The sequence below is a fragment of the Salinarimonas rosea DSM 21201 genome, assembly GCF_000429045.1.
GTDB classification, from domain to species: domain Bacteria; phylum Pseudomonadota; class Alphaproteobacteria; order Rhizobiales; family Beijerinckiaceae; genus Salinarimonas; species Salinarimonas rosea.
This window is the reverse complement of record NZ_AUBC01000025.1, coordinates 55,099-79,214: the sequence shown is the minus strand read 5'-3', so window position 1 is coordinate 79,214 and position 24,116 is coordinate 55,099. Positions and strand designations below refer to the sequence as shown.

At 73.3% G+C, this 24,116-nt stretch carries 23 protein-coding genes, 1 tRNA gene and 1 rRNA gene; 12 read left to right on the top strand and 13 right to left on the bottom strand.

Annotation, left to right across the window (positions count from 1 at the left end):
* Positions 1-207 (bottom strand): 16S ribosomal RNA (locus G407_RS0117545); the annotation flags it as partial.
* 657 nt (positions 208-864) lie between these two features.
* On the opposite strand from G407_RS0117545, the gene G407_RS0117540 reads away from it, so the two are divergent.
* Positions 865-3,045: a M23 family metallopeptidase gene (locus tag G407_RS0117540; RefSeq protein WP_084327607.1), complete on the top strand. Its 2,181-nt coding sequence runs from the start codon at positions 865-867 to the stop codon at positions 3,043-3,045.
* Between the two features lie 16 nt (positions 3,046-3,061).
* Positions 3,062-3,976 (top strand): AEC family transporter, encoded by a 915-nt coding sequence (locus tag G407_RS0117535; RefSeq protein ID WP_052341519.1) that lies wholly within the window; start codon positions 3,062-3,064, stop codon positions 3,974-3,976.
* Positions 3,977-3,985: 9 nt separating this feature from the next.
* On the opposite strand, the gene gluQRS is transcribed toward G407_RS0117535, so the two are convergent.
* On the bottom strand, positions 3,986-4,873 hold the full coding sequence (gene gluQRS / locus G407_RS0117530; protein ID WP_029031872.1) for a tRNA glutamyl-Q(34) synthetase GluQRS: 888 nt from the start codon (positions 4,871-4,873) through the stop codon (positions 3,986-3,988).
* A 97-nt stretch (positions 4,874-4,970) separates the two neighbouring features.
* On the opposite strand from gluQRS, the gene G407_RS0117525 reads away from it, so the two are divergent.
* Positions 4,971-5,621, top strand: a complete 651-nt coding sequence (locus G407_RS0117525; RefSeq protein WP_029031871.1) for a DNA-3-methyladenine glycosylase family protein — start codon at positions 4,971-4,973, stop codon at positions 5,619-5,621.
* Positions 5,622-5,623: 2 nt separating this feature from the next.
* Here the strand turns inward: G407_RS0117525 and mtaB are convergent, their stop codons facing one another.
* Positions 5,624-6,886, bottom strand: a complete 1,263-nt coding sequence (gene mtaB, locus G407_RS0117520; protein ID WP_029031870.1) for a tRNA (N(6)-L-threonylcarbamoyladenosine(37)-C(2))-methylthiotransferase MtaB — start codon at positions 6,884-6,886, stop codon at positions 5,624-5,626.
* Positions 6,886-7,779: a diaminopimelate epimerase gene (gene dapF, locus G407_RS0117515; protein ID WP_029031869.1), complete on the bottom strand. Its 894-nt coding sequence runs from the start codon at positions 7,777-7,779 to the stop codon at positions 6,886-6,888. Before dapF ends, mtaB begins: the two co-directional genes overlap by 1 nt.
* A gap of 178 nt (positions 7,780-7,957) precedes the next feature.
* Between dapF and G407_RS0117510 the strand changes: the two genes are divergently transcribed.
* Together G407_RS0117510 and G407_RS30665 are read left to right on the top strand one after the other, a co-directional pair.
* Positions 7,958-8,296, top strand: a complete 339-nt coding sequence (locus G407_RS0117510; RefSeq protein ID WP_169728803.1) for an antitoxin Xre/MbcA/ParS toxin-binding domain-containing protein — start codon at positions 7,958-7,960, stop codon at positions 8,294-8,296.
* 9 nt (positions 8,297-8,305) lie between these two features.
* Positions 8,306-8,857, top strand: coding sequence for an RES family NAD+ phosphorylase (locus G407_RS30665; RefSeq protein WP_052341518.1), 552 nt, complete (start codon positions 8,306-8,308; stop codon positions 8,855-8,857).
* A gap of 18 nt (positions 8,858-8,875) precedes the next feature.
* Here G407_RS30665 and G407_RS0117500 read toward each other — a convergent pair whose 3' ends face one another.
* From G407_RS0117500 to G407_RS28410, 3 genes are all read right to left on the bottom strand, one after another.
* Positions 8,876-9,700: a DUF1194 domain-containing protein gene (locus G407_RS0117500; RefSeq protein WP_029031867.1), complete on the bottom strand. Its 825-nt coding sequence runs from the start codon at positions 9,698-9,700 to the stop codon at positions 8,876-8,878.
* Positions 9,701-9,778: 78 nt separating this feature from the next.
* Positions 9,779-10,435, bottom strand: coding sequence for a (d)CMP kinase (gene cmk, locus G407_RS0117495; protein ID WP_029031866.1), 657 nt, complete (start codon positions 10,433-10,435; stop codon positions 9,779-9,781).
* Positions 10,423-11,790 (bottom strand): 3-phosphoshikimate 1-carboxyvinyltransferase, encoded by a 1,368-nt coding sequence (locus G407_RS28410; protein ID WP_084327605.1) that lies wholly within the window; start codon positions 11,788-11,790, stop codon positions 10,423-10,425. Before G407_RS28410 ends, cmk begins: the two co-directional genes overlap by 13 nt.
* Positions 11,791-11,983: 193 nt before the next feature.
* On the opposite strand from G407_RS28410, the gene G407_RS0117485 reads away from it, so the two are divergent.
* The 7 genes from G407_RS0117485 (at position 11,984) to G407_RS28395 (ending at position 16,912) form a co-directional block, all read left to right on the top strand.
* Complete coding sequence (locus tag G407_RS0117485) at positions 11,984-12,367, top strand: TIGR02300 family protein (protein WP_029031865.1); 384 nt, start codon at positions 11,984-11,986, stop codon at positions 12,365-12,367.
* A gap of 118 nt (positions 12,368-12,485) precedes the next feature.
* Positions 12,486-12,561: transfer RNA gene (locus G407_RS0117480), tRNA-Ala, on the top strand.
* A gap of 341 nt (positions 12,562-12,902) precedes the next feature.
* Positions 12,903-13,655, top strand: coding sequence for an ABC transporter ATP-binding protein (locus tag G407_RS0117475; protein WP_043540101.1), 753 nt, complete (start codon positions 12,903-12,905; stop codon positions 13,653-13,655).
* Complete coding sequence (locus G407_RS0117470; protein WP_029031863.1) at positions 13,652-14,416, top strand: ABC transporter permease; 765 nt, start codon at positions 13,652-13,654, stop codon at positions 14,414-14,416. The genes G407_RS0117475 and G407_RS0117470 overlap by 4 nt, the downstream gene beginning before the upstream one ends.
* Entirely contained in the window at positions 14,406-15,185 is a 780-nt protein-coding gene (locus tag G407_RS28405) for a nucleoside phosphorylase (RefSeq protein WP_052341516.1), read from the top strand. The genes G407_RS0117470 and G407_RS28405 overlap by 11 nt, the downstream gene beginning before the upstream one ends.
* A complete protein-coding gene (locus G407_RS28400; protein WP_043540100.1) occupies positions 15,182-16,165 on the top strand; it encodes an ABC transporter substrate-binding protein in 984 nt (327 codons plus the stop codon). Before G407_RS28405 ends, G407_RS28400 begins: the two co-directional genes overlap by 4 nt.
* A gap of 3 nt (positions 16,166-16,168) precedes the next feature.
* Complete coding sequence (locus tag G407_RS28395; RefSeq protein ID WP_043540099.1) at positions 16,169-16,912, top strand: ABC transporter permease; 744 nt, start codon at positions 16,169-16,171, stop codon at positions 16,910-16,912.
* Between the two features lie 41 nt (positions 16,913-16,953).
* On the opposite strand, the gene G407_RS28390 is transcribed toward G407_RS28395, so the two are convergent.
* The 6 genes from G407_RS28390 to G407_RS0117425 all read right to left on the bottom strand — a co-directional run bounded on the left by G407_RS28390 (position 16,954) and on the right by G407_RS0117425 (position 24,044).
* Complete coding sequence (locus G407_RS28390) at positions 16,954-18,390, bottom strand: amidohydrolase family protein (protein ID WP_043540098.1); 1,437 nt, start codon at positions 18,388-18,390, stop codon at positions 16,954-16,956.
* A 253-nt stretch (positions 18,391-18,643) separates the two neighbouring features.
* Complete coding sequence (locus G407_RS0117445) at positions 18,644-20,101, bottom strand: ABC transporter substrate-binding protein (protein ID WP_029031861.1); 1,458 nt, start codon at positions 20,099-20,101, stop codon at positions 18,644-18,646.
* On the bottom strand, positions 20,098-21,174 hold the full coding sequence (locus tag G407_RS0117440; protein ID WP_210163130.1) for an ABC transporter ATP-binding protein: 1,077 nt from the start codon (positions 21,172-21,174) through the stop codon (positions 20,098-20,100). Before G407_RS0117440 ends, G407_RS0117445 begins: the two co-directional genes overlap by 4 nt.
* On the bottom strand, positions 21,171-22,187 hold the full coding sequence (locus tag G407_RS0117435; protein ID WP_029031859.1) for an ABC transporter ATP-binding protein: 1,017 nt from the start codon (positions 22,185-22,187) through the stop codon (positions 21,171-21,173). Before G407_RS0117435 ends, G407_RS0117440 begins: the two co-directional genes overlap by 4 nt.
* An 8-nt stretch (positions 22,188-22,195) precedes the next feature.
* Positions 22,196-23,068, bottom strand: a complete 873-nt coding sequence (locus G407_RS0117430) for an ABC transporter permease (protein WP_029031858.1) — start codon at positions 23,066-23,068, stop codon at positions 22,196-22,198.
* Positions 23,069-23,078: 10 nt separating this feature from the next.
* On the bottom strand, positions 23,079-24,044 hold the full coding sequence (locus G407_RS0117425) for an ABC transporter permease (protein ID WP_029031857.1): 966 nt from the start codon (positions 24,042-24,044) through the stop codon (positions 23,079-23,081).
* Positions 24,045-24,116: the final 72 nt, after the last annotated feature.

The following is a 24,116-nucleotide window of genomic DNA, read 5'->3' as shown; positions in this document are numbered from 1 at the left end:
GGACGCGGGCCGATCCATCGGCGATAAATCTTTCTGCTCTCGCACGTATCCGGTATTAGCCAAAGTTTCCCTTGGTTATTCCGAACCGATGGGCACGTTCCCACGCGTTACTCACCCGTCTGCCACTCACCCGAAGGTGCGTTCGACTTGCATGTGTTAAGCCTGCCGCCAGCGTTCGCTCTGAGCCAGGATCAAACTCTCACGTTGAAGAGATGTGATCCAAAGGCTTCACTACTCAGCGAAATAGACGAGGGTCACATGTTCGACCCGCTCCTCGCGGAACGAGCCGATGTGACCTTCAGAAAAAGTCGCGAGCAGTACGCCTCTCATCTCACGATCCGACCCCGGACCCGCTCTCGCAAGGCCACGGAACCGGATCCGCAAGGACGAAAAGGCCGCCCACGCTTCTCCTTCTTCCTTCTCGACAATGTCAAAGAGCGTGTCTCGCACCCGGGAAACGGGGTTCGTTCCGACCAAGGCCGGTTCCGGCACCCAACGCTCTCCAGAGGAAGCGAAACCGCCGCGGCGTCGAAGCGCCCGGCGTCGATGGCGCTTATCTACCGACGGCCGCCGGGGCTGTCAACAGGCCGTCACGAAATTTTCTCCCCGGGGCGTTTCCCGACGCGATTCGGCGACCCCCGGGCGCCCGCGCGCCCCTCCCCGACGCCACCCCGCGCCTCATTGCCGTCACCTTGCGCGAGCAGTCACGTCGCGGGAATCCTCGCGACGTCGGCGCCCCGTCCGGGCGCACGCGCCGCCGAGCGTTGCCAGCGGGGCGACGGCTTGGCTATGGTGCGGCCGAACCGACCGCGGGGTCCGGCGCGATCGCGCCGCACGCAGGATCGAGCGAGATCACGACGGGGCATGAAGGCAGGCATCCCAGATCCGGGCGAGGACGCGCCGACGCAGGGCGGCGGAGCGGGCGTGTTCGCGACCGGCGCCTCGTCCTCCGGGCCCGCCCCCGGGGCCCCGTCTGCCCCGGTCTCCCCTTCCCCGACCTCCCCTTCCGCGATCCCCGCCCCCCGCGCGAGCACCCGCCCCCTCTCCCCGGCCGGCGCCGCGTCGTCCACCCGTCGGGGCAGCGCCGACCGGGCCTTCCCGCTCGGCGGCGAGCCGCCGCTCGACCCCGCCGGCGACGACGCGCCGATCGCCCGCCGCGCCGTCTCCTGGCGCTGGCTCGCCGGGGGCGTGCTGACGGGGGCCACCGGCGCGCTGCTGATCGGCGCCGCCATCGTCGTCGCCATCGAGGGCTCGACCGCGCTCGTCACGCCGGCCGAGCGGATGGTCCCGCAGGCGGCCGCGCCGGGCGCGGGCGACGCGCGGGGCGGCGCCGCCAAGGCCGATCGCCTGCTGCGCACGACGCTGACCGTCACCGCGACGAGCACGTTCGAGGCGCCGATGGCGCAGCGGGTCGGCGAGCGCGAGATGATTCGCGTCCAGTCCTTCACCCGCCTCGCCACGGGCCTGTCACGCACGAGCGGCGTCCACGCCGCCGACGTCCCGCGCTTCGACCCGATGCGCTACCTCGCCGAGGCCGGCGAGGACGCGTCGCAGCCCGCCGCCGCCGTGGTGGAGCTGGCACCGGAGGAGGCGGACGTCACCGTGCTGCGCCGGGGGCTCGCCGAGGTGCCGCCGGGCCCCGTCTCGCCCGCCCTCTCGGACGCCGACGCCGCCGCGCAGGTGATGGAGGAGCGCCGCATCGCGCTCGCCGCCGGGCAGCGCCGCGGCCTGCCGCTGCCGGCCCAGGCGATGCTCGGGCGCACCGTCGGCCCCGCCGCGATTCCCGGCCTCGCCGCCTATGCCGCCGTCGAGGACACGCCGTTCGATTCGATCGAGGTGCGCGTCATCCCGGAGAACGTCACCACGCTCCCCAAGCGCGCACCCGAGGAGGGCGACGACGACGTGGCGGAGGTCGGCCTCGCGCTGGGGCGCGAGCAGACGCTGCCGCAGCTCCTCGCCGAGCAGGGGATCGCGGCGGAGGACGTCGCGGGCGCCGTGGCCGCGCTCGGCGGTGCCGAGGCCGTGGCCGCGCTCCCCGCCGGCCAGCCGATGCGGCTCCTCGTGCGCGACGGTGCCCGGCCCGGCGATCCGCGCCGGCTCCTGCGCATCGTGCTCTACGGCGAGCGGGGCGTCGAGGCGATCGCCGCCGTCACCGACGCGCACGCCTTCGTCCCCGTCCGCGTTCCCGAGGAGCCGCAGCCCGCCGAGACCGCCGTCGCCCAGGTCGACGAGGGGCAGGGCGGCGCCCGGCTCTACGAGAGCCTGTTCGAGACGGCGATGAAGCACGGCCTCTCCCGCGAGACCGTGGAGGAGCTCGTCCAGGTCTTCGCCTACGACGTCGACTTCCAGCGCCGGGTCCAGCCGGGCGACGCCATCGACGTCTTCTACACGCAGCCGGAGCCGGAGGCGCCGCCGGAGATCCTCTCCGCCGCGCTGACCATCGGCGGCGAGACGAGCCGCGTCTACCGCTTCCACGACCCCGAGACGGGCGCGATCGACTATTTCGACCCGGAGGGGCGCTCGCTGAAGAAGTTCCTGATGCGCAAGCCCATCGCCGAAGGGCGCCTGACCTCGGGCTTCGGCATGCGCCGCCACCCGGTCCTGCGCTACGCGCGCCAGCACACCGGGGTCGACTGGGCGAACCGCGTCGGCACGCCGATCTTCGCCGCCGGCGCGGGCACCGTCATGGTCGCGGGCTGGGAAGGCGGCTACGGGCGACGGATCGAGATCCAGCACGCCAACGGCTACGTCACGACCTACTCGCACATGTCGCGGATCCACGACGGCATCCAGCCCGGCGTGCGCGTCACCCAAGGGCAGGTGATCGGCTATCTCGGCAATTCCGGCCTCTCGACGGGCCCGCACCTGCACTACGAGGTGAAGGTCAACGGCCGCTTCGTCGACCCCTTGAAGATCCGCGTGCCGCGCTCGCGCGAGCTCGACGGGCGGGCGCTCGCCGACTTCGCCCGGCAGCGTGAGCAGGTCGTCGATCTGATGGACCGCGCCGGCGGGCCGGTGCGCTTCGCCCAGGGCACCGGCGGCTGAGAGCGGCCGCGCGGCGATGATCGACGCCCTCCTCGTGGTCCTGCCAATCTTCGGCCTGGTGCTCGTCGGCTTCGCCGCGCGCAGGCGCGGCATCATCGACGAGGCGGCGGGGACCGGGCTCACCCAGTTCGTCTTCGCCATCGCCCTGCCCAGCCTCATCCTCGACACGCTGGCGCGCGGGGACGTCCCGCTGGCGGAGCCGTGGGGCTACTGGGCCTCCTACTTCGTCGCGCTCGCGGTCGTCTGGGCGGTCGCCGGGCTCCTCGCGCGCCACGCCTTCGGGCGCGTGGGCGTCGAGGCCGTGGTCGCGGGCTTCTCGGCGGCGCAATCGAATACGGTGCTGATCGGTGTGCCGCTGATCCTCAAGGCGTTCGGCGAGACCGCCGCCGTGCCGCTGTTCCTGCTCGTGGCGATCCACCTGCCGATCACGATGAGCGCGGCGACGCTGCTCGTCGAGGGGCGCGGCGCCTCGCTCGGCGGGATCGTGCGCAAGCTCGTGACCCATCCGATCATCGTCGGCATCGCGCTCGGCGCGGCGCTGCGGCCGGTCGCAGGGGACCTGCCCGAGCCGCTGTGGCGGATGATCGGCATGCTGGCGGACGCGGCCGCGCCGGCGGCGCTCGTCGCGATGGGCATCGCCCTCGCGCGCTACGGGCTCGAGGCGGGGCTGCCGCTGCCCGCGACGATCGCGGCGGCGAAGCTCCTGCTCCATCCGCTCCTCGTCTTCCTGCTCGCGACCTTCGTCTTCCCCGTGCCCGAGGCCTGGATTCCGGTCGCGGTGATGTTCGCCGCCTGCCCGTCGGGCATCAACGCCTTCCTCCTTGCGCAGACCTACCGCTCCGGCGTCGGGCTCGCGTCGAGCGCGGTGGCGCTGTCGACGGCGCTCGCGGTGGTGACGATGGCCGGGTGGCTCGCGCTGGTGACGACCTGAACGGCACGGTCAGGCCGCGCCGGCGGTCGCGGCGCGCACGGCGGCGCGCACGTCCTCCGGCGTCCAGCCCGCCGCGCGCAGCTCCGCGAGCGGCGTCGAGCCCAGGCTCTTGGCGAGCTTCTCGCCGGCGGCGCCGCGGACGAGGCCGTGATGCCGGTAGAGCGGCGTCGGCAGGCCGAGCAGGCGCTGGAGGAGGACGTGGAGATCCGTCGCGGCCTCGAGATCGGCGCCGCGGACCACGTGGGTGACGCCCTGCGCGGCGTCGTCGACGACCACGGCGAGGTGGTAGCTCGTCGGGATCTCCTTGCGCACGATCACCGCGTCGCCCCAGCGGACGGGATCGGCGGCGACGCTCTCCGTCGCGCCGTCGTCGTCGAAGCGGGCGTAGGCGTGCGGGCCGGGTGCGGCGGCGAGGGCGGCCTCCATGGACAGGCGCCAGGCGACGGGGCCGCCCGCGGCCAGGACGGCGGCGGGATCGCGCCCGCGGCAGCTGCCGGGATAGAGCGGCGCGCCGTCCGGGTCGCGCGGCCAGGGGGCGCCGGTCTCGGCCTCCCTCGCGGCGACGGCGTCCGCGATCTCCTTGCGCGAGCAGCGGCACGGATAGAGGAGCCCGCGCGCCCGCAGGCCCGCGGCCGCCGCCCGGTAGACGGGAAAGCGCGCAGACTGGCGCAGGGGCGCCGGCTGGGGCTCGAAGGGGAGGCCGAGCCAGGCGAGGTCGTCCAGCATCGCGGCGAGGAGATCCTCCCGGCAGCGGGTCGTGTCGATGTCCTCGACGCGCAGCAGCAGGCGTCCGCGCAGCCGCGCGGCGAGCCGCGCGTTCTCCAGCGCGGAATAGGCGTGGCCGAGATGCAGGCGGCCGTTGGGGCTCGGCGCGAAGCGGAAGACGGGTTGCGTCACGGGTCACCCTGCGACAGGTAGGACGTCGGCGACGGGGCGCGCGCGGCCGCGCGACGCGTCGAGACCTCCATATGGGATCGAGGACCGGAGATAGGCGATGGACGCGCGTCTCGACAGCGAGGAACGGTTGCGCGAGGGGCTGGCGGCGCTCGTCGCGCGCGATCCCGCGCTGGCGCGCATCGTCGCCGAGGGCTCGGTGCCCGCGCTGCGCAAGCGCCCCGAGGGATTCGCGGGGCTCGCCTGGATCGTGGTGGGCCAGCAGGTCTCGGTGGCGAGCGCGGCGGCGATCCACGCGCGGCTCGAGGCGGCGCTGCCGGAGATCACGGCGCAGGCGCTGCGCGCGGCCTCCGACGAGGCCCTGCGCGCCGCGGGTCTCTCGCGCCCGAAGATCCGCGCGCTCCGGGCCACCGCGGAGGCGGTGGCGACCGGCGCCCTGCCACTCGCCGAGCTCGGGGCGATGCCCGCGGACGAGGCGCACGCGCGGCTCGTCGCCGTGCACGGAATCGGGCCCTGGACGGCCGACGTCTACCTCCTGTTCTGCCTCGGCCACGCCGACGCCTTCGCCGCGGGCGACCTCGCCCTGCAGGAGGCGGCGCGCCTCGTCTACGGCCTCGACGCGCGTCCGGACGCGAAGGCGCTCGCGGCCGTGGCGGAGGCCTGGCGGCCCTGGCGAGGCGTCGCGGCGAAGCTCTTGTGGGCGCACTACCGGCGCGTCACCGGACGGGCGGGGACGGGGCAGACGGCCTGACGTCAGGCCGCGACGAGCGCCCGCCCGTCCGTTGCCGCGATCGTCGCCTCGACGAGCGCACCCGGCTCGGGCGCGGCGCCGGCGAAGCGCACGAGCGAGAAATCCTCGGTGCGCCCCGTCCCGCCACGCTCCGCCAGCACGCGGCGGCGCGCGCCGACATGGCTCGCGAGGTGGCGCGCGAGCGCCGCCTCCCCGGCCTGGCGCAGGCGCCGGGCCCGCTCGCGGGCGACCTCCGCGGGGACCTGCGGCATGCGCGCCGCCGGCGTGCCCGGCCGCGGGGAGTAGGGGAAGACGTGCAGGTGGGCGAGCCCGCATTCGGCGACGAGGTCGAGGGAGCGGGCGAACATCGCCTCGGTCTCGGTCGGGAAGCCGGCGATCAGGTCGGCGCCGAGCGCGATGCCCGGTCGCAGCGTGCGCAGCCGTTCGCAGAGGCGGATCGCGTCGGCGCGGGCATGGCGGCGCTTCATCCGCTTGAGGACGAGGTCGTCGCCCGCCTGCAGCGACAGGTGCAGATGCGGCATCAGCCGCGGCTCGGTCGCGATGGCGTCGAGGAGGTCGACGTCGACCTCCACCGAATCGATGGAGGAGAGGCGCAGCCGCGCGAGATCGGGCACGCCGGCGAGGAGCGCCTTGACGAGCGCTCCGAGGCGCAGACCACCGTCGAGATCGCCGCCCCAGCTCGTCAGGTCGACCCCCGTGAGCACCACCTCGCGGGCCCCCGCCGCGACCTGGGCGCGAACGGTCTCGATCACGGTCGCGGCGGGGACGGAGCGCGCGTTGCCGCGGCCGAAGGGGATGACGCAGAAGGTGCAGCGGTGGTCGCAGCCGGTCTGGACCTGGACGAAGGCGCGGGTGCGCCCGCGCGGCGGCGCGGCGTCCGGGGCGCGGGCGGCGCGCGCCGCCATGACGTCGGAGACGAGCCGGCGCGGGGCGCCCGGCGCGGCGAGGCGGTCCCAGGTGGCGGGGTCGAGCTTCTCCTCGGTCCCGACGACGTGGGCGACCTCCGGCATCGCCGCGAAGGCGTCGGGCTCGATCTGCGCCGCGCAGCCGGTGACGACGAGCCGCGCCTCCGGGCGCTCCCGCGCCGCGCGGCGGATCGCCCGGCGCGCCTGGCGGGTAGCCTCGGCGGTGACGGCGCAGGTGTTGATCACGCGCACGTCGTCGAGCCCGGCCGCGTCCAGCCGCCGGGCGATCGTCTCGGATTCGGCGAGGTTGAGGCGGCAGCCGAAGGTCTCGATCCGCGCGAGCGCGTCCCCCCGCGCCATCAGGCGCTCTCCGCGAGATCCGCGAAGAGCGCCGGGTCGAGGCGGCCCTCGTGCTCGAGCTCCACCGGCCCGGTCATCAGCACGTGGTCGTCGCTAGTGCGCCAGCGGATCGTCAGCTCGCCGCCGGGCAGGGCCACCACCGCCTCGCGGCCGGTGAGCTTCTTGCGGGCGGCGGCGACGAGCGCCGCGCAGGCGGCCGAGCCGCAGGCCCGCGTCAGCCCGACCCCGCGCTCCCAGACCCGCAGCCGGATGCGGCTGTCCGAGACGACGTGCGCGAGCGAGATGTTGGCGCGCTCGGGGAAGATCGGATGGTTCTCGAGCAGGGGGCCGATGCGGGCGAGATCGTAGGCGTCGACGTCGTCGACGAAGAAGATCGCGTGCGGATTGCCCATGTTCACGGCCGCCGGCGAGTGCAGGATCGGATCGTCGATCGGCCCGATCTGCAGCTCGATGTAGCGGGTGTCCGGGAAGGGATCGCGCAGGGGGATGTCCTGCCAGGCGAGCTTCGGCGCGCCCATGTCCACGGTGAAGACGACGTCGCCGTCGACGCGCACCGGCAGGAGCCCCGCCCGGGTGCGCAGGGTGAGCGCCGTCTTCGCCGGATCACCCATCGCGGGATCGCGCACGAGCGCCCAGGCGACGCAGCGCGTGCCGTTGCCGCAGGCGCCCGATTCCGAGCCGTCCGTGTTGTAGATCCTCAGGTCGGCGTCGATCCCGGGGACGCTCGGGTCGTGCACGACCATGAGCTGGTCGAACCGCGAGCGCGCGTCCGCCGCGATCGCCCGCGCCTCGCCGGCGCGCACGCGCAGGTCCGTGCCGCGCAGGTCGAGCACGACGATCTCGTTGCCGAGGCCGTTCATCTTCAGGAAGCGGCGGTTCGCGAGGGGAGACATCGATCCTGGGCCTGGGCGCATCCGGGGGCGGAAATCCTTGTAGTCTCTCGCGGGCGAGATGGGAAGGCAGGCGCACTCTTGCAAAGCGCGGCATGAACGCCTATCCAGATGTCATTGTAGCTGTGGGATAGACACGCCCGAGCCGGGCATGTCGATCGCCTGGGAAGGAGCGCGCATCATGGCCGGTGGCGTATCGGAAAGGCTCGACGCGATTCGCCACAAGGGCATGATTCGCAGCGCAGACGTCGCGCGCATCGTTGACACGCGTCCGGAGACGGTGTCGCGCTGGCGGCAGGGGCGTTCCCATCCCCGCCCGGAGGCCGAGCGGATCATCCTGGAGCTGGAATACGTCATCGAGCAGCTCTCGGACCTCTACGAGCCCGCCCAGGCGCGCCTCTGGCTGTTCTCGCCGCAGACGCTCCTCGAGGGCCGGAGCCCCGCCGACGCGATCCGCGCCGGCCGCAGCGACGAGGTCCGGCGCCTGGTCGATCGGGTGCGCGACGCCGTCTACATGTAGCCCGGCACGATGGCGCCTCCAGGAGAGCTGCGCGCCCGGATCGCCGCGCGGGCCACGCGCTCGCTCGAGTGCATCGTGCACCGGATCACGCGTCCATCGGCCCACCCGCTGCTGCCCTCGACGAGCGGTGGACGTTGGGCTCCGGCCTCCGAGCCGGGCGCACCGAGCGTCCCCGTCCTCTACACGAGCTTCGAGCCGGACGGCGCGCTTGCGGAAGTGGCGTCCTATCTCGCGCTGCTCTCGCCGCCGCCCGGCAAGCCGCTCGCCGCGCATCGGATCGCGGTTGCGCTCGCGCGTGTCGTTCGCCTGGACGAGGATACGCTCCACGAGGTCGGCGTCGACCGCGCGGCCTTCCATGCGCGCCACTACCAGCGGACGCAGGAGGTCGGCGCCGAGGTGGCGGCACTGGGCTACGAGGGCCTGATCGTGCCCTCCGCGCGGTGGACCTGCGACAACCTGGTGATCTTCACGGCCAACCTGTCGCCGGAAAGCCGCCTCGCGGTCGAGGCGACCGACGTCGTCGACTGGCAGGCCTTCGCGCGCCGCCAGGGCCTGCTCTGACGCCCCCCGCACCGCCCCTCAGAACCGGTTGCGGTGCTCCCATTGCCGCTCGCCGACGAGGCAGTCCGTGGGCAGGTCGACCTGGGCGCGGTGCACGAGCGGGCGCGGCGGCACCAGGCCCGCGATCTCGAGGACGAGCTTTGTGCGGATCGCGTCGACGAACTCCTCGGGCGCGCGCACCGGCACGACGAAGGCGCCGGGGCCGCCGATGACGCAGTCGACGAAATATTCGTCGAGGTTGTGGATGTCGAGGTAGCCCGGCCGCTTGAGCATGATCGGCAGGCCGTTGATCGTCACGCCCCGCGCGATGGCGCGATCGCGGGCGGCGGTGACGAAGGCGCCCTCGTTGTTCGGGCCGTCGCCGGAGACGTCGATCACCTGCCGCAGGGCCCGCACGCCGCTCTCCTCCAGGAGCTCCAGGGAATAGTCGATGGCGGTCGCGATCGAGGTGCGGCGCGCCCGGTTGATGCGCTCGAACTCGAGGTCCTCGGCGAAGCGCACGGCGCTCTCGGGGCCGTCGATCAGCGTCCAGGGCACGATCACGTGCCGGTCGCCGACGCCGGCCCATTCGACGTAGGTGACCGCGATCCGGCCGACGAGCCCGCGCCCGATCGCCTCGTGCACCTCCCGCGAGCGCAGCGCCTCGACGAAGCCGGCGCGCTGGAGCTCCTGCTCGTCGATGTCCATGGAGAAGGAGATGTCGACGGCGAGCACGAGCGCCACGTCGACCTCGGTCTCGGCCTGCGCGGGCCGCGCGAAGGGCAGGCTCGCGATCACGACCGCGAGGACTATGGCGGCCGCGCCGCCGGTGCGGGATCTCCCGCGAACGCTCAACGCCCACATCGCTCGGCCTCCTCTCGATCGGAGAGCCCCCCGCGCGTCGGTGAAGCGAGGAGCATGCCAGCGGGTCGGCGGATCGGGCTAGTGCGCGCGTGACCGGAGCGACGAAGCGCCGCGTGCCGCTTCCACGATCTCGACGGCGCGCGCGAAGGCGGCCTCGATGTCGAGGTCGGACGTGTCGAGGAGGACGGCGTCATCGGCGGGCCTCAGCGGGGCGGCGGCCCGGCCCTGGTCGCGCGCGTCGCGGGCCCGGATGTCGGCGAGAACGGTCTCGAAGGGCGGGGCGTCGCCGCGCCCGACGAGCTCCCGGTGGCGGCGGCGGGCGCGCTCCTGCGCGCTGGCGGTGACGAAGAGCTTCACGTCGGCGTCGGGGCAGATCACCGTGCCGATGTCGCGTCCGTCGAGCACGGCCCCGGGCTCCTGCGCGGCGAAGGCCCGCTGGCGGTCGAGGAGCGCCGCGCGCACCGCCGGGATGACCGAGACGCGGGAGGCCGCCTCCCCCATCTCCGCCCCGCGCAGGCGGCTCTCGTCCATGAAGGCGAGCTCGAGCGCGTAGGCGGCGGCCTCGGCCGCATTCTCGTCGTCGAGCGGACGGTTCTTGTCGAGGAGGAGGCGCGCCACGGCGCGGTAGAGCAGGCCCGTGTCGAGATGCGCGAGCCCCCAATGGGCGGCGATGCGCTTGGAGAGCGTCCCCTTGCCCGACGCCGCGGGTCCGTCGACGGCGATCACGAAGCCCATCGGGCGGTCTCCTCCAGGTCGGCGCCCAGCGCGCGCAGCAGTCTCTCGAGATCCGGCATGTCCGCGTCGACCGGGCCGGGATCGGCGATCGCCGGTCCCCGCGACGCCCCCGCGCCCCAGGCGGCGAACGCCACGGCGATGGCCGGGTCCCCCGCCGCGGGCACGACGACCTCGTCGGGCGGCCGGGCGCCGCCGGGCAGGACGAGATCGTCGCCTTCGACCGCGTGCGCGATCCCCGCCGCGGCGATGCCGGCGCACAGCACGGCGACCCGCGGCGCATCGGGGCGATCGGGCGCGCAGGCGCCGGCGAGGCGGCTCTCGCCGGCGGCGCTCGCCGCCGCGAGAACCAGCGCCGGGAGCGTCGGGCCCAGCGCCGCGACCGCCTCCTCCGGGAGCGCGATCCCCGCGAGCGCGGCGCCCGCGCGCATGCGCACCGTGTACAGGCCGGCCGGATCGCGCGCGTCCTCCGCCATGTCGGCGCCCATGGCGCGCAGGGCCTCGCGGAGCGCGGCCGTCGGCCCGTCGGCGCCGAGCCCCTCCAGCACGATGTCGGAGCCGGGCACCGCGAGGGCGGCGAGGAGGAGGGCGGCGGCGCAGGCGGGGTCCGCCGGCAGGGCGAGCGGCGCGCCCACGAGCTCGGGCTGGCCGTCGAGGGCGAGAGTGCGGCCGCGCGGTCCGTGCGGCGCGATGCGGATGCGCGCGCCCAGACGCATCATCATTCCGGCGAGCGCATCGCCGCTCGCGATCGGCTCGACGACGCCGACGCGTCCGGGCGCATTCAGCCCGGCCACGAGCACCGCCCGCGCCGCGTCGGCGTCGCCGGGGGCGCTCCGGTAGTCGATCGGGATCGCCTCGCGCGCGCCCTGCACCCGCACGGTCGCGCCGTCCCCGGAGACCGAGACGCCCGCGCCCATGGCGGCGAGGGCGCCGCGCAGGCCCGCGCCGGTGGGATCGTCGGGCCGGCCGGCGAGGACGTCGATCGTCACCTCGAGCGGATGGGAGGCGCAGGCGCCCAGGATCGGGGCGAGCGCGGCGGCGTCGAGCGCGAGCGGCCCCGCCGGCTGGGCCAGCCCGCCGACGCCGGTCCCCGCGACCGTCCACCCGGCCTCGCCCGCGGTCACCCGCGCACCGAGGGCGCGGCAGGCCTGCGCCGTGCGCGCGAACGCCTCGCCCGAGGGCATGCCCAGGATCGTCGTCTCGCCGATCGCGAGCGCGCCCAGCACGAGCGCCGCATGCGCGTCGCCCGGCGATCCCGGCGGGCGCACGTGCCCGCGCAGCGCTCCGGCCGCCCGGACGGCGAGGCGCTCGCGCGTCCCGGAGCCGGGCGGGCGATCAGGGGGGGATCCGCAGGGCACGAACGGGCTCGCTCACCAGGGACGTCGAGAACGGCCGGACGCCTAGCACGGGGGACGGGCCGCGTCACGACCCGGGCCGGGACGTCGCATCGCCGCCGGCGGGAGCCGCCCGCGCATTCGCGCGTTGACAAGCGCCCCGCGAGGCGCTAGCCGCGCCTGTTCCAGAATTCCAAAGCACACGAAGGAACCACCCGTGGCCAGACCGGAACTCGGCACCAAGCGGACCTGCCCCGAGACCGGGCGCAAGTTCTACGACCTCGACCGCGACCCCGTCGTCTCCCCCTACACCGGCATCGCCTACCCGCGCTCCGCCTTCGAGGCGGTCGGCACGAAGGGCGGGCGCGTCGCGCCCGTGGTCGAGGCCGAGGAGGAAGAGGAGGAGGTCGTCGAGAAGGCGGACGTCGAGCTCGTCTCCCTCGAGGAGGCCGAAGGCGACGAGAAGAAGGCGGAGGGCGACGAGGACATCGACCTCGGCGACGACGAATCCGACGACACCTTCCTCGCCGAGGAAGAGGAGGGAGACGACGACGTTTCCGGCCTCATCGACAGCGATATCGAGGACGAAGAAGAGGGTTGACATCCCCTCCGGACCGTCTAAACAGGCGCTCCGTCGCGGGGGGATCGGCAACGCTCCCCCCGCCGCGGACCACCTCGCGGGACCCGGTTTCCGGGACCCAAGCCCGCGAGACGAGAGTGGGGCCATAGCTCAGTTGGGAGAGCGCTTGAATGGCATTCAAGAGGTCGGCGGTTCGATTCCGCCTGGCTCCACCAGTCTCCTGAACTCCCCCCGACCATCCATACGTCGCTGCGCCCGATGGCGCGATCGCAGGCCCCGGAGCGCCGCTCCGCCGGGCCTTTTCCCGTTCGGCACGGCTCCCGTTCGGGACGGCGCAGCCGCCGGCCGGGGCCGCGCGCCCTCCGCCCGCCCGTCCGTCGTCCGTCGTCCGTCGTCCGTGCCCGCGTATGCATCGCACCCTGCCGCCGAAACAGGCTTGACGCAACGGAAGGCCCGACCGAGTATCGAAGCCGTGTATCAAAATTGAGACGCGCTCGGAGGCCCGCAGAGGCGGTGCCCCGCGGGCCGCTCGATCCGGCGGGGAGCGGACGGCGACGTGATCGAGATCGACGGCATCAGCAAGGTCTTCCAGCTTCGGGGCAAGTCGGTGCCGGCCCTCGAGCCGCTCACCCACGCTGTGCCGGAGGGCCGCTTCGTCGCCGTCGTCGGCCCCTCCGGATGCGGCAAGTCCACGCTCCTGCGCCTGATCGCGGGGCTCGAGACGCCGACGTCCGGCACGATCCGCCTCGGCGCGGGGCCGGTGAAGCGCCCCGTCGGCTTCGTCTTCCAGGACGCGGTGCTGCTGCCGTGGAAGTCGGTGGAGGCGAACATCCGCTTTCCCCTCGACACCGCGGGCATGGAGCGCGCCCGCTCGGACGCGGTCGTGCGCGAGCTCGTCGCGCTGGTCGGCCTGCGCGGCTTCGAGCAGGCGCTGCCGCGCCAGCTCTCGGGCGGCATGCGCCAACGCACGGCGATCGCCCGCGCGCTCGCCGACGACCCGCCGATCCTGCTGATGGACGAGCCGTTCTCGGCGGTCGACCTCCTCACCCGCGAGACCCTGAACGACGAGCTGCTGCGCATCTGGCAGCGCACGGGCAAGACCGTGATGCTCGTGACCCATTCCGTCGAGGAAGCCGCCTACCTCGCCGACGAGGTGATGGTGATGTCGGCGCGCCCCGGGCGCCTCGAGCGGACCTACGCCGTCGACCTGCCGCGCCCGCGCAGCGAGGAGACCAAGCTCGACCGCGCCTATCACGAGCTCGTCGCGGCGCTGCGGCGCGACCTGCGCGGCGGGGAGGCGCCGCGATGACCGGCGTCCGGCCCGTGCTGGAATACGGCGCCGCCTTCGCGGTGCTCGTCGCGGCCTGGTGGTACGCCAGCGGCCCGATGGGGATGCCGCCCTACCTCCTGCCCTCGCCCCAGGCGACCGTGCTCGCGCTCGTGCGGGAGGCGACCACGGGGAGCCTCGCCGGGCACCTCGCCTTCACCCTGCGCAGCATCGCGCTCGGGCTCGCGCTCGGCGCGGTCGCGGGCGTGGCGCTCGCCTACGTGCTCTATCGCGTGCCGCTGCTCTCGACGCTCCTCGACGGCCCCCTCGTCGTGCTCCAGAGCGCGCCGAAGATCGCGCTCGCGCCGCTCTTCGTGGTCTGGTTCGGGCTGGGTCTCGAGGCGAAGCTGGCGCTCGTGTTCTCGCTCGTGTTCTTTCCCGTGCTGATCGGCGCGCTGGCGGGCTTCCGTGCCATCGATCCGCGCCTGCACGACGTCGCAGCACTCCTGCGGCTCGGCCCCGCCCGGCGCTTCGCGACCATCGACCTGCCCGCGGCCCTGCCGGGGATCTTCGTCGGGCTCAAGGTCGGCGGCGTCCAGGCGCTGGTCGGCGCGATCCTGGCGGAGTGGATCTCCGGCAACCGGGGGCTCGGCTTCCTGATGACCTTCGCGGCGGCGACCTACAAGGCGCCGCTCTTGTTCGGCGCCGTGCTGCTGACCGCGCTGCTCGGCGTCGCGCTGCACCTCGCGCTCGGGCTCGCCGAGCGCCGCCTGCTCGCCTGGAACGACGCCGATGAGCGCTAGCACCTCCGCCCTGATGCCCTGGCGCGGGGAGATGCCGCCGCACCTGCCGGCCCGCCCCGGCGAGATCGCGCCGGACGTGCTCGTCCCCGGGGACCCCGATCGCGTGCCGATGCTCGCCGCGCTGATGGAGGACGTCGTCGACCTCGGCCGGCGCCGCGAGTTCGCGGTGGCGACGGGGACCTATCGCGGCCGGCGCCTGACCGTCTGCTCGTCGGGGATCGGCGGGCCGTCGACCGAGATCGCCCTCGTCGAGCTCGCCATGCTCGGGGCGCGGCGGATCGTGCGGATCGGCGGCATGTCGGCGCTCGTGCCGGAGATCGCGCCGGGCGACTACCTGTGCGTGACCCGCGCCATCGGCGACGGCGCCGTGCCGGCGCTCTACGGCGGCGACGGCGCGGCCGCACCGGGGCTGCCGGAGGCGCTCGCCGCCGCGGCGGCGTCGCTGGGGCTGACGGCGCATCGCGGGCCGGTCGCCTCCACGGACAGCTACTACCTGGGCCAGGGGCGCCCGCTCCGCCGGGGCGAGGCGCCGCCCGCGCCGGAGCGGCTCGAGGCCCTGCGCGCCGCCGGGGCGCTCGGCGTGGAGATGGAGGCGCACACCGTGCTCACGGTCTGCGCCCGCCTCGGCGTCGCCGCAGGCGCGCTGCTCGGCGTGCACGGCAACCGCGCCACCGACGCCTGGCTCGACGACTACCGGAGCACGCAGGAGAACCTGCTGCACGTCGCGGGGCTCGCCCTGGACGCACTCGAAAGAGGGGAACCATCATGAAGCATCTGCCCGCACTCCTGGGCCTCGGCCTGCTGCTGGCGACGCCGGCTCTCGCGCAGGACGAGGTCCTGCTCCAGATCGACGGCGCGGCGGTGCCGTTCTACGCACCGCTCTACGCGGGGGTCGAGAACGGCTTCTTCGCCGACGAGGGCATCGACGTCGAGTTCATCTACGCCGGCGCCTCCGACATCCTGACGAACATCGCTGCCGGGAACGTCCAGTTCGGCTTTCCCAACGGCGACGCGGTGATCGCGGCGGCTGCGAACGGCCTGCCCGTCCGGGTGGTCCACACCACCTACCAGCGCGGCATCGGCGCGCTGCTCGCCAAGGCCGAGACCGGCATCGACAGCTATGCCGACCTCGCCGGCAAGACGGTGGCCGTGACGAGCTACGGCAGCCCGAACTACCTCCAGCTCCAGGTCGGGCTGGCCGAGGCCGGGCTCGGGCTCGACGACGTGACGGTGGAGCTGATCGACACCGGCGCGATCGTGCAGGCCCTGCAGTCGGACCAGGTCGACGCGATCGTCTTCTCCGAGCTGCGCAAGTACGTGCTCGAGGGCGCGGGCGTCGAGGTCGACATGATCCTCTCGAACGACTTCCTGCCGTCCTTCGGCAACGTGGTCGTCACCAGCGCGAGCCTGCTCGAGGAGAACCCCGACCTCGTGCGCCGCTTCACCGCCGCCGTGACCCGCTCCTACGAGTGGACCATGGACGGCAACATCGAGGCCGCGCTCGACATCGCCATGGAGAAGTACACGCCGACCTGGGCCGAGCAGAAGCCGTCCCTCGTCACCGCCTTCGAGAAGACCTTCGCCGAGTCGGTCTGGCGCAGCCCGCTCACCGACGAGCGCGGGCTCGGCGTCGCCGATCTCGAGGCCTGGCAGGCCAACGCCGACATCCTGGCGCAGTACGACGTCATCGATCAGGCGCCCGACGCGAGCACGTTCGTCGTCGCGGATCCGAAGACGATCGGGAACTGAGCCGTGCTGATCCGCGGCCTGGCGGGGCTCGCCGCCATCCTGCTGGCCTGGCTGGCCGCGGTGCATCTCTTCGGGGTGCCGGGCTACCTGCTTCCGGCGCCCCTCGACGTCGCGCGGCGCATGGTCTTCCTCCACGAGAACGCGCGCCTCGCCGACCACGTCGCGGTGACCCTCGGGCAGCTGGCCTGGGGCTACCTGCTCGGCCTCGTGCTCGGCATCGCGGCGGCGCTCGCCTTCGCGCGTGCGCCGATCCTGGAGCGGCTCTCGATGCCGCTCGTGCTGCTGCTCCAGACCGCGCCGAAGATCGCCATCGCGCCGCTCCTGCTGCTCTGGCTCGGGCTGGGGCCGGCGCCGAAGATCGTGCTCGTGGCGATCGTCACCTTCTTCCCGATCATGACCGGCGTCCTGTCGGGCTTGCGCTTCCTGCCGCGCTCCTACGGCGACCTCGCCCGGGTCCTGCGGCTGTCGGCCCGGCAGCGCTTCGTGCACATCGAGCTGCCGGCGACGCTGCCGACGCTGCTCGCCGGCATGACGGTGGCGAGCACGCTCGCCGTCACCGCCGTCGTCATCGGCGAGCTGATGGGGGCGAACCAGGGGATCGGCTACCTGCTCGCCGCCGGCCAGGAGAGCGCCGACACGGCGACCGTGATCGGCATGGTGCTGCTCCTGTCGTTCATCGGCTGGGGGCTCTACGAGCTGTTCGAGCAGGTGCGCCGGCGCACGCAGGAGCGTTTCGGGCACGTGTGAGCCGAAGGTCCGGCGATCTCGCCGGCCGGTGAGCCGCGCCCTCAGCCCCGCGTGCGCCCCCAGCCCGGCGCGACGTCGAGCGCGTCCCACGCGCCGATGCGCGCGACGGTCAGCTCCGCCTGCCGCTCCGCCTCGAGCGCGACCGCGAGGGGGTCGACGTGGGTCGGCCGCCCCGCCTCGAGCAGGATCTCGCCGTCGACCATCACCGTCTCGACGTCGTTGCCGTTGGCGAAGGCGACGACGCGGTGGACCGGCATGTTGGCGGGCGCGAGGTGCGCGTGGCGCGCGTCGACGAGGATCGCGTCCGCGCGCTTGCCGGGCTCGAGCGAGCCGATCTCGTCGGCGAGGCCGAGCGCGGTCGCCGCATCGATGGTCGCCATCTCGAGCGCCTTGCCGACGGGGAGGACGGAGGCGTCGCGGTAGTGCCGGCGGTGGTAGTGCATCGCCTGCTGCATGTGGCGGAACATGTCCCCCGAGCGATCGGGCGCCGTGGCGTCGGAGCCCAGCGCCACGACGACGCCCGCCTCCATCAGCTCGATCGCCGGGCAGCGGCCCTTGATCGAGGCCACCGCGGACGGGTTGTGGGCGATGCGCGTGCCGGTGTCGGCGCAGATCGCGATCTCGTCGTCGTGGAGGTCGATCGCGTGCGAGAGCAGCGCGTCGGGCCCGAGCAGGCCGAGCGCGTCGGCGCGCCGCACCGAGCCGCGCCAGTGGCCGTCCTGCGTGAACAGCACGCCGGCGGAGCGCGAGAGCGCCCGCACCGCGCGCGCCTGCCGCACGGCCTCGGCGTAGTCGCCGGGCGCCATCCCGGCCTCGTGCTCGTCGCGCAGGACGGGGTAGACGAGGGCGATCCGCACGCGGCCTCCGGCCGAGCCGTGCAGGCGCTCGATCAGGGTCTCGCAGGTGCGCATCTGCCGGTCGAAATCGACCGGGTAGCGCGTGCTCTCGCCGTCCTCGCTCACCGTGGCGTAGGTCCAGGGATGGGGCGCGCGCGTCGGCCCCACCGCGACGATCGAGCGGATGCCGACCTCGGCCACGCCCTGCGCGTGCGCCTCGCCGTAGACGGGATCGTCCGTGCGCATCACGGTGTCGCCGCCGCCGAGCAGGGAGACCCCGCAGGTGACGCCGAAGCGCAGCCGCTCCAGCGCGGCGAGCCGCGCCTCGGCGTGCCAGAACTCCGGCGTCGAGCCCGTGGTGTAGACCTCCCCGCAGATCGCCTCCCAGCGGTCGCCGTCGGTCATGCCCATGGACTTGATCAGCCCGTGGCCGGCATGGGCGTGGACGTCGATCAGGCCCGGCATCAGGATCTTGCCGCGCCCGTCGACGATGCGCGCGACGGAATGGGCCGCCTCGACCTCCTCGCGCGGGCCGACCGCGACGATGCGCCCGCCGCTCACCGCCATGGCGCCGTCGGCGATCACGCGCCGCTCGGCGTCCATGCTGACGATGGTGGCGCCGGTGACGAGGATGTCTTCCATCTTTCCGCTCTCCCTGGGCTCCGAGCCCGTGAACGACCCGCTGGAGACCGGTCGGCTTCGCCGGTGTCCCCTCCCGTCGTCCCGAGCGCCGAACGCGACACGGGACCGGTAACCGCCGACGCCGGCTTCGCGGCCCCCGGGGCTGCGTTGCACGGCGTCTCCAGGCCGAGACGGCGCGCGGCGAGCGTATGGGCCCGGATCGGCTTCGCCGTCCGGGACGACAGCTCCGTCTATCGGCTCGTCCTCTCGAGGCTCAGCGCAGCGCCGGCAGGCGCGCGGCGTCGAGGACGGTGTCGACGGGCAGCGCGAAATCGGGGTGGTGCCCCGAAATCCCGGTCGCCTTGAGTGGATTGTAGAGGCACAGCCAGGCGGGGTCGTCCTGCAAGAGGGCATAGGCCTGCGCGTACAGCGCAGACCTCGCGTCGTCGTCGGTGGTGATCCGCCCGCGATCGATCAGCGCCTCGACCGCCTCGTTGCGGTAGCCTTGCCACCAGGAGCCGCGCACGCGGGCGTCGAGCTTCTCGACCAGGACGCGATAGGTCGACATCGGGCTCGAGTCGAAGACGCACAGGTCGCGGATCTCCTTGCGCCGGACCATGTGGGCGTAGGCTTCGCGGTCCTCGTGCAGGTGGACGTCGAGCGTCACCCCGATCGCCGCGAGCCGGCGGCCGAGCGCCGCCGTCAGCGGCTGCGCCTCGTCGGGAAGCCGCGTCGGGCAGTCGAGGCCGAGGGTCAGGCCGTCTCCGAAGCCCGCCTCGCGGAGGAGCGCGCGCGCCGTCTCCGGATCGCGCTCGCGGGCGGGCGCGCTGCCGGCGCCGAAATGCAGCGGGCCGACGAAGCCGTGCAGCGGGCGCGCGGCGCCGGGCACGACCTCGGCGATGAGCGCCTCGCGGTCCAGCGCGAGCGCGAGCGCGCGCCGCACGCGGGCGTCGGCCAGCGGGCCGCGGGCGGCGTTCAGCAGGTAGATGATGGCGACGGGAGCCAGCGAGACCACCTGCGTCGCGCCGTGCGCCGGCAGGTCGGCGCTCGCGGCGACGTCGAGATTGGTCGCGACCTGCGCCGCGCCCGAGCGCACCATGGCGAGCCGCCGTGCCCGGTCGGGCTCGCGCACGAAGCGAATGCGCGCGTTCGCCGGCTCGCCGGCGAAGTGACCCGGCACGCGCGCCATCGAAGCGTGATCGTCCGAGGCGTCGACGAGGCGATAGGGCCCGGTGCCGCAGGGCCGGCGCGTGTCGCCGGCATCGTAGGCGGGCAGCGCCGAGGGCGCGACGACATAGCCCTGGACGAGCACGTCGAGCAGGTCCGCCATCGGCGCGCCGAGGCGGATCACGAGCGTCCCGGCGTCGGGCGCCTCGACGACGGCGTCCCCGAGATATTGCCGCCAGACCGCCGGCGCGCCCAGCGTGTAGCCCTTGTCCTCCCGCGCCATGCGCAGGAGCGACAGCCGCACGGCGTCCGCGTCGCAGGGCGTGCCGTCGTGGAAAGCGACGCCGTCCCGCAGGCGGAAGATCCAGGTGCGGGCGTCCTCCGAGACCGCCCACGAGGCGGCGAGGCGCGGTGCATAGCCCTTGCCGTCGCGCCGCACCAGCGTGTCGTAGAGCGCCTCGTAGAGGGAGAGCTCGTCGGCGGCGTCGGTGCAGTCGTGCGGGTCGGCGAGCGGCAGGCGGGCCTGCGCGACGACGACCTCCTCGTTCGTCACGTCCTGGTTCACGGGCGGTCCCTTTCCGGCTCGTCGATCAGGTGGCAGGCGACGCTCTGGCCGCCGCCGACGTCCTGGAGCGTCGGGCGCTCTGCGGCGCAGCGGTCGTAGGCGAAGGGGCAGCGCGTGCGGAAGCAGCAGCCCGACGGCAGGGCGAGCGCGCTCGGCACCTCGCCCTCGAGCTCGATCTCCACCGCCCGGTCCGCCGGGTCGATGGTCGGCGCCGCCGAGAGCAGCGCGCGGGTGTAGGGATGGCGCGGGGCCGAGAACAGCCGGTCGCGCGGGGCGGTCTCGACCAGGAAGCCGAGATACATGACGCCGATGCGATCGGCGATGTGGTTCACCACCGAGAGGTCGTGGCTGATGAACAGGTAGGCGAGGCCGAACTCGTCGCGCAGGTCCATCATCAGGTTGAGGATCTGCGCCTGGATCGAGACGTCGAGCGCCGAGACCGGCTCGTCGGCGATGATCAGCCCCGGATTGACCGAGAGCGCCCGGGCGATGCCGATGCGCTGGCGCTGGCCGCCGGAGAACTGGTGCGGGTAGCGCCCGGCATGCTCGGCGTTGAGGCCGACGCGCTCGAGCAGCGCGACCGCCGCCTCGCGCGCCTTGGCCTTCGCCCTGGCCTCGCCCCGTCGCTCGAGCTGCTCGAGCAGCGGCTCGGCGACGATGTCGCGGACCTTCTGGCGGGGGTTGAGGGAGGCGAAGGGGTCCTGGAAGATCATCTGCATCTTCGCGCGCACCGGCAGCATCGCGCGATGCCCGTAGGCGCCGACATCCTCGCCGTCGATGCGAATGCGCCCGCCGCTCGGCGTGTAGATGCGCGCGATCGACTTCGCCACGGTGGACTTGCCGCAGCCGGATTCGCCGACGAGCGCCAGGACCTCCCCCTTGGCGATGGAGAAGCTCACGCCGTTCACCGCGTGCACGACGCTGTCGACGAGGCGCGGGCGGCCGCCCTCGAAAGTGAGCCGGTCGATGATCCCCGAGCGCAGGGGAAAGCGCTGCTCGAGATTCTCGACCTCGAGCATGGGGGCGGCGGGAGCGGCCGTCGTGGCGGACGCCGCCATTGCAGACGCCGTCATGCGCGCTCTCCACCGGTCATGGCGATCTCCTCGACGATGGGGAAATGGCAGGCGGCCGAGAGCGTACCGCGGGTCGGGGCGAGCGCCGGCGCCACCTCGGCGCACTTCGCCTGCGCGCGCGGGCAGCGCGGGCGGAAGCTGCAGCCGGAGGGGAGATTGCGGATGTCGGGCACCGCGCCGGGGATCTGCGCGAGCCGCGGCTTGCGGTCCCGCGGGTTGGGGATCGAGTCGACGAGGCCGCGGGTGTAGGGGTGCGAGGGGTCGGCGATCACCTCCCGCGCCGGGCCGGTCTCGACCACCTTGCCGCAATAGAGGACGACGATCTTGTCGACCATCTCGGAGACGACGGCGAGATCGTGCGTGACGAGGATCATCGCCGCCCCGGTCTGCGCGATGCGCCGGCGCATGAGCCTGAGGATCTGCGACTGGATCGTCACGTCGAGCGCCGTCGTCGGCTCGTCCGCCACGATCAGCCGCGGCGCGGCGAGCAGCGCGATGGCGATGACCACACGCTGGCGCATGCCGCCGGAGAACTGGTGCGGATACGCCTTCAGCCGCTCGGCGGCGCGCGAGATGCCGACGCTCTCGAGCATGGCGATGCAGCGCGCCTTGCGGGCCGCCTCGTCGAGATCGGTGTGGAGGCGCAGCATCTCGTCCATCTGCGCGCCCACCGTCTGGACCGGGTTGAGCGAGGTCATCGGGTCCTGGAAGATCATCGCGATCTCCCTCCCGCGGATGCGGCGCAGCCGCTCCTCGGAGGCGCGGGCGATGTCCTCGCCGTCGAGCAGGATCTCGCCGCCCTCGATCCGGCCGGGCGGGTCGATCAGCCCGAGCAGCGAGAAGCCGACGACGGACTTGCCGCCGCCCGATTCGCCGACGAGGCCCATCACCTCGCCGGGCGCGAGCGTGAAGCTCACGCCGTCGACCGCCTTCACCGTGCCGGAGAAGGTGTGGAACCACGTGCGCAGGTCACGAACGTCGAGGAGCGGCGCGGGCGCCGTCTGATGATCCATCTCGCGGCTCATTTCAGGCGGGGGTTCAGCTCGTCCCGCAGGAAGTCGCCGAACAGGTTGATGCCGAAGACCATCGCCATGATCATCAGGCCGGGAAACACGGAGGTCCACCACAGGCCCGAGAACAGGACGTCGAAGCCGTTCTTGATCAAGAGCCCCAGCGAGGGCTGCGTGATCGGGACGCCGACGCCCAGGAAGGAGAGCGAGGCCTCGATCAGGATGAAGGTGCCCACCTGCACCGTCGCGATGACGATGAGCGGAGTGAGCACGTTGGGCAGCACGTGGCGGCGGATGATCTTGGCGTCGCGAAGCCCCGCGACGCGCGCCGCCTGCACGTATTCCTTCTGGATCTCGCCGAGCGTCGAGCCGCGCACGGTGCGGGCGTAGACCACCCAGCCCACCAGCGTGAGCGCGATCAGCACCTTGTCGATGCCCGTGCCGAAGGCGCTCATCAGGAAGAGCGCGATCAGCATGGAGGGAAACGACAGCTGGACGTCGGCGACGCGCATGATGAAGGCGTCGAGCCGCCCGCCGTAGAAGCCGGCCAGCAGCCCCAGCACGGTGCCGATGGTGCAGGCCATCAGCATCGCGGCGATGCCGATCAGCGCCGAGACGCGGGTGCCGTAGAGGATCGAGGAGAGCACGTCGCGGCCCTGCCCGTCCGTTCCCAGCAGGAAGCGCGGGTCCCCGCCCTCGATCCAGGCCGGCGGCTTGTAGCTGTCGAGCAGGTTGAGCTGCGTGAGGTCGTAGGGGTTCTGCGGCGCGACGAGGGGGCCGAACAGCACGATCAGCACGCAGGCGAGGATGATCGCGCTGCCGGCGATCGCCGAGACGTTGCGGCGCCAATTGTAGACGAACTGCGAGGCGAGGATCTGGCCCATCGTCGTCTCCTCACTTCACGGTGATGCGCGGGTCGATCGCCGTGTAGACGAGGTCGACGACGAGGTTGATGACGACGAAGATCAGCGCCACCAGCATCAGGTAGACGACGATCACCGGCCGGTCGGCGCGGTAGATCGAGTCGACCAGCAGCTTGCCCATGCCGGGCCAGGCGAAGATCGTCTCGGTGATCGTGGCGAAGGCGATGAGGTCGCCGATCTGCAGGCCGAAGATGGTCACCACCGGGATCAGCGCGTTGCGCAGGCCGTGGCCGTAGAGCACGTCCTTGCGCGAGGCGCCCTTGGCGCGGGCGAACTTGATGTAGTCCTGGCGCATCACCTCCATCATGCCCGCGCGGGTGATGCGCAGGATGATGGCGAGCGTGCCGAGCGAGAGCGTCACCGAGGGCAGGACGACGTGCGTCCAGCCGTCCCAGGTCAGCAGCGAGGTCTCGATGCCGAGCACCTCCACCGTGTCCCCGCGCCCGGACGAGGGCAGGAGCCGCCACTCCACCGCGAACAGGAAGATCAGCATCATACCGACCCAGAAGCCCGGCAGCGAGATGCCCACCAGCGAGCCCGACATGATGAGCCGGCTCAGCGGCTTGCCCGGGTTCGCGCCGGCATAGACGCCGAGCGGGATCGCGACGACGGCGGCGATCAGCATGGCGACGACGACGATCTCCAGCGTCGCCGGCAGCCGCTCGAGGATGAGGTCCATCGCCGGCTGGCGGAAGACGTAGGAGCGGCCGAAATCGCCCTGCACGAGGTTCTGCAGGAAGAGCCAGTACTGCTCCGGCATCGACCGGTCGAGGCCGAGGATGCGCCGCGCCTGCTCGATCTCGGCGTCGGTCGAATCGATCGGGATCACCATGAAGACGGGATCGCCGGTGAAGCTCATCATCAGGAAGACGATGACGGACACCGCCCAGAGGACGATCGCCATCTGGACGAGCCGCTTGATCGCATAGGCCAGCATCGCGGTTCCTCGGCGCCTGGAACGAGACGCGGCGCCGGGCTGCCCCGGCGCCGCGCGGTGACGATCGGGACG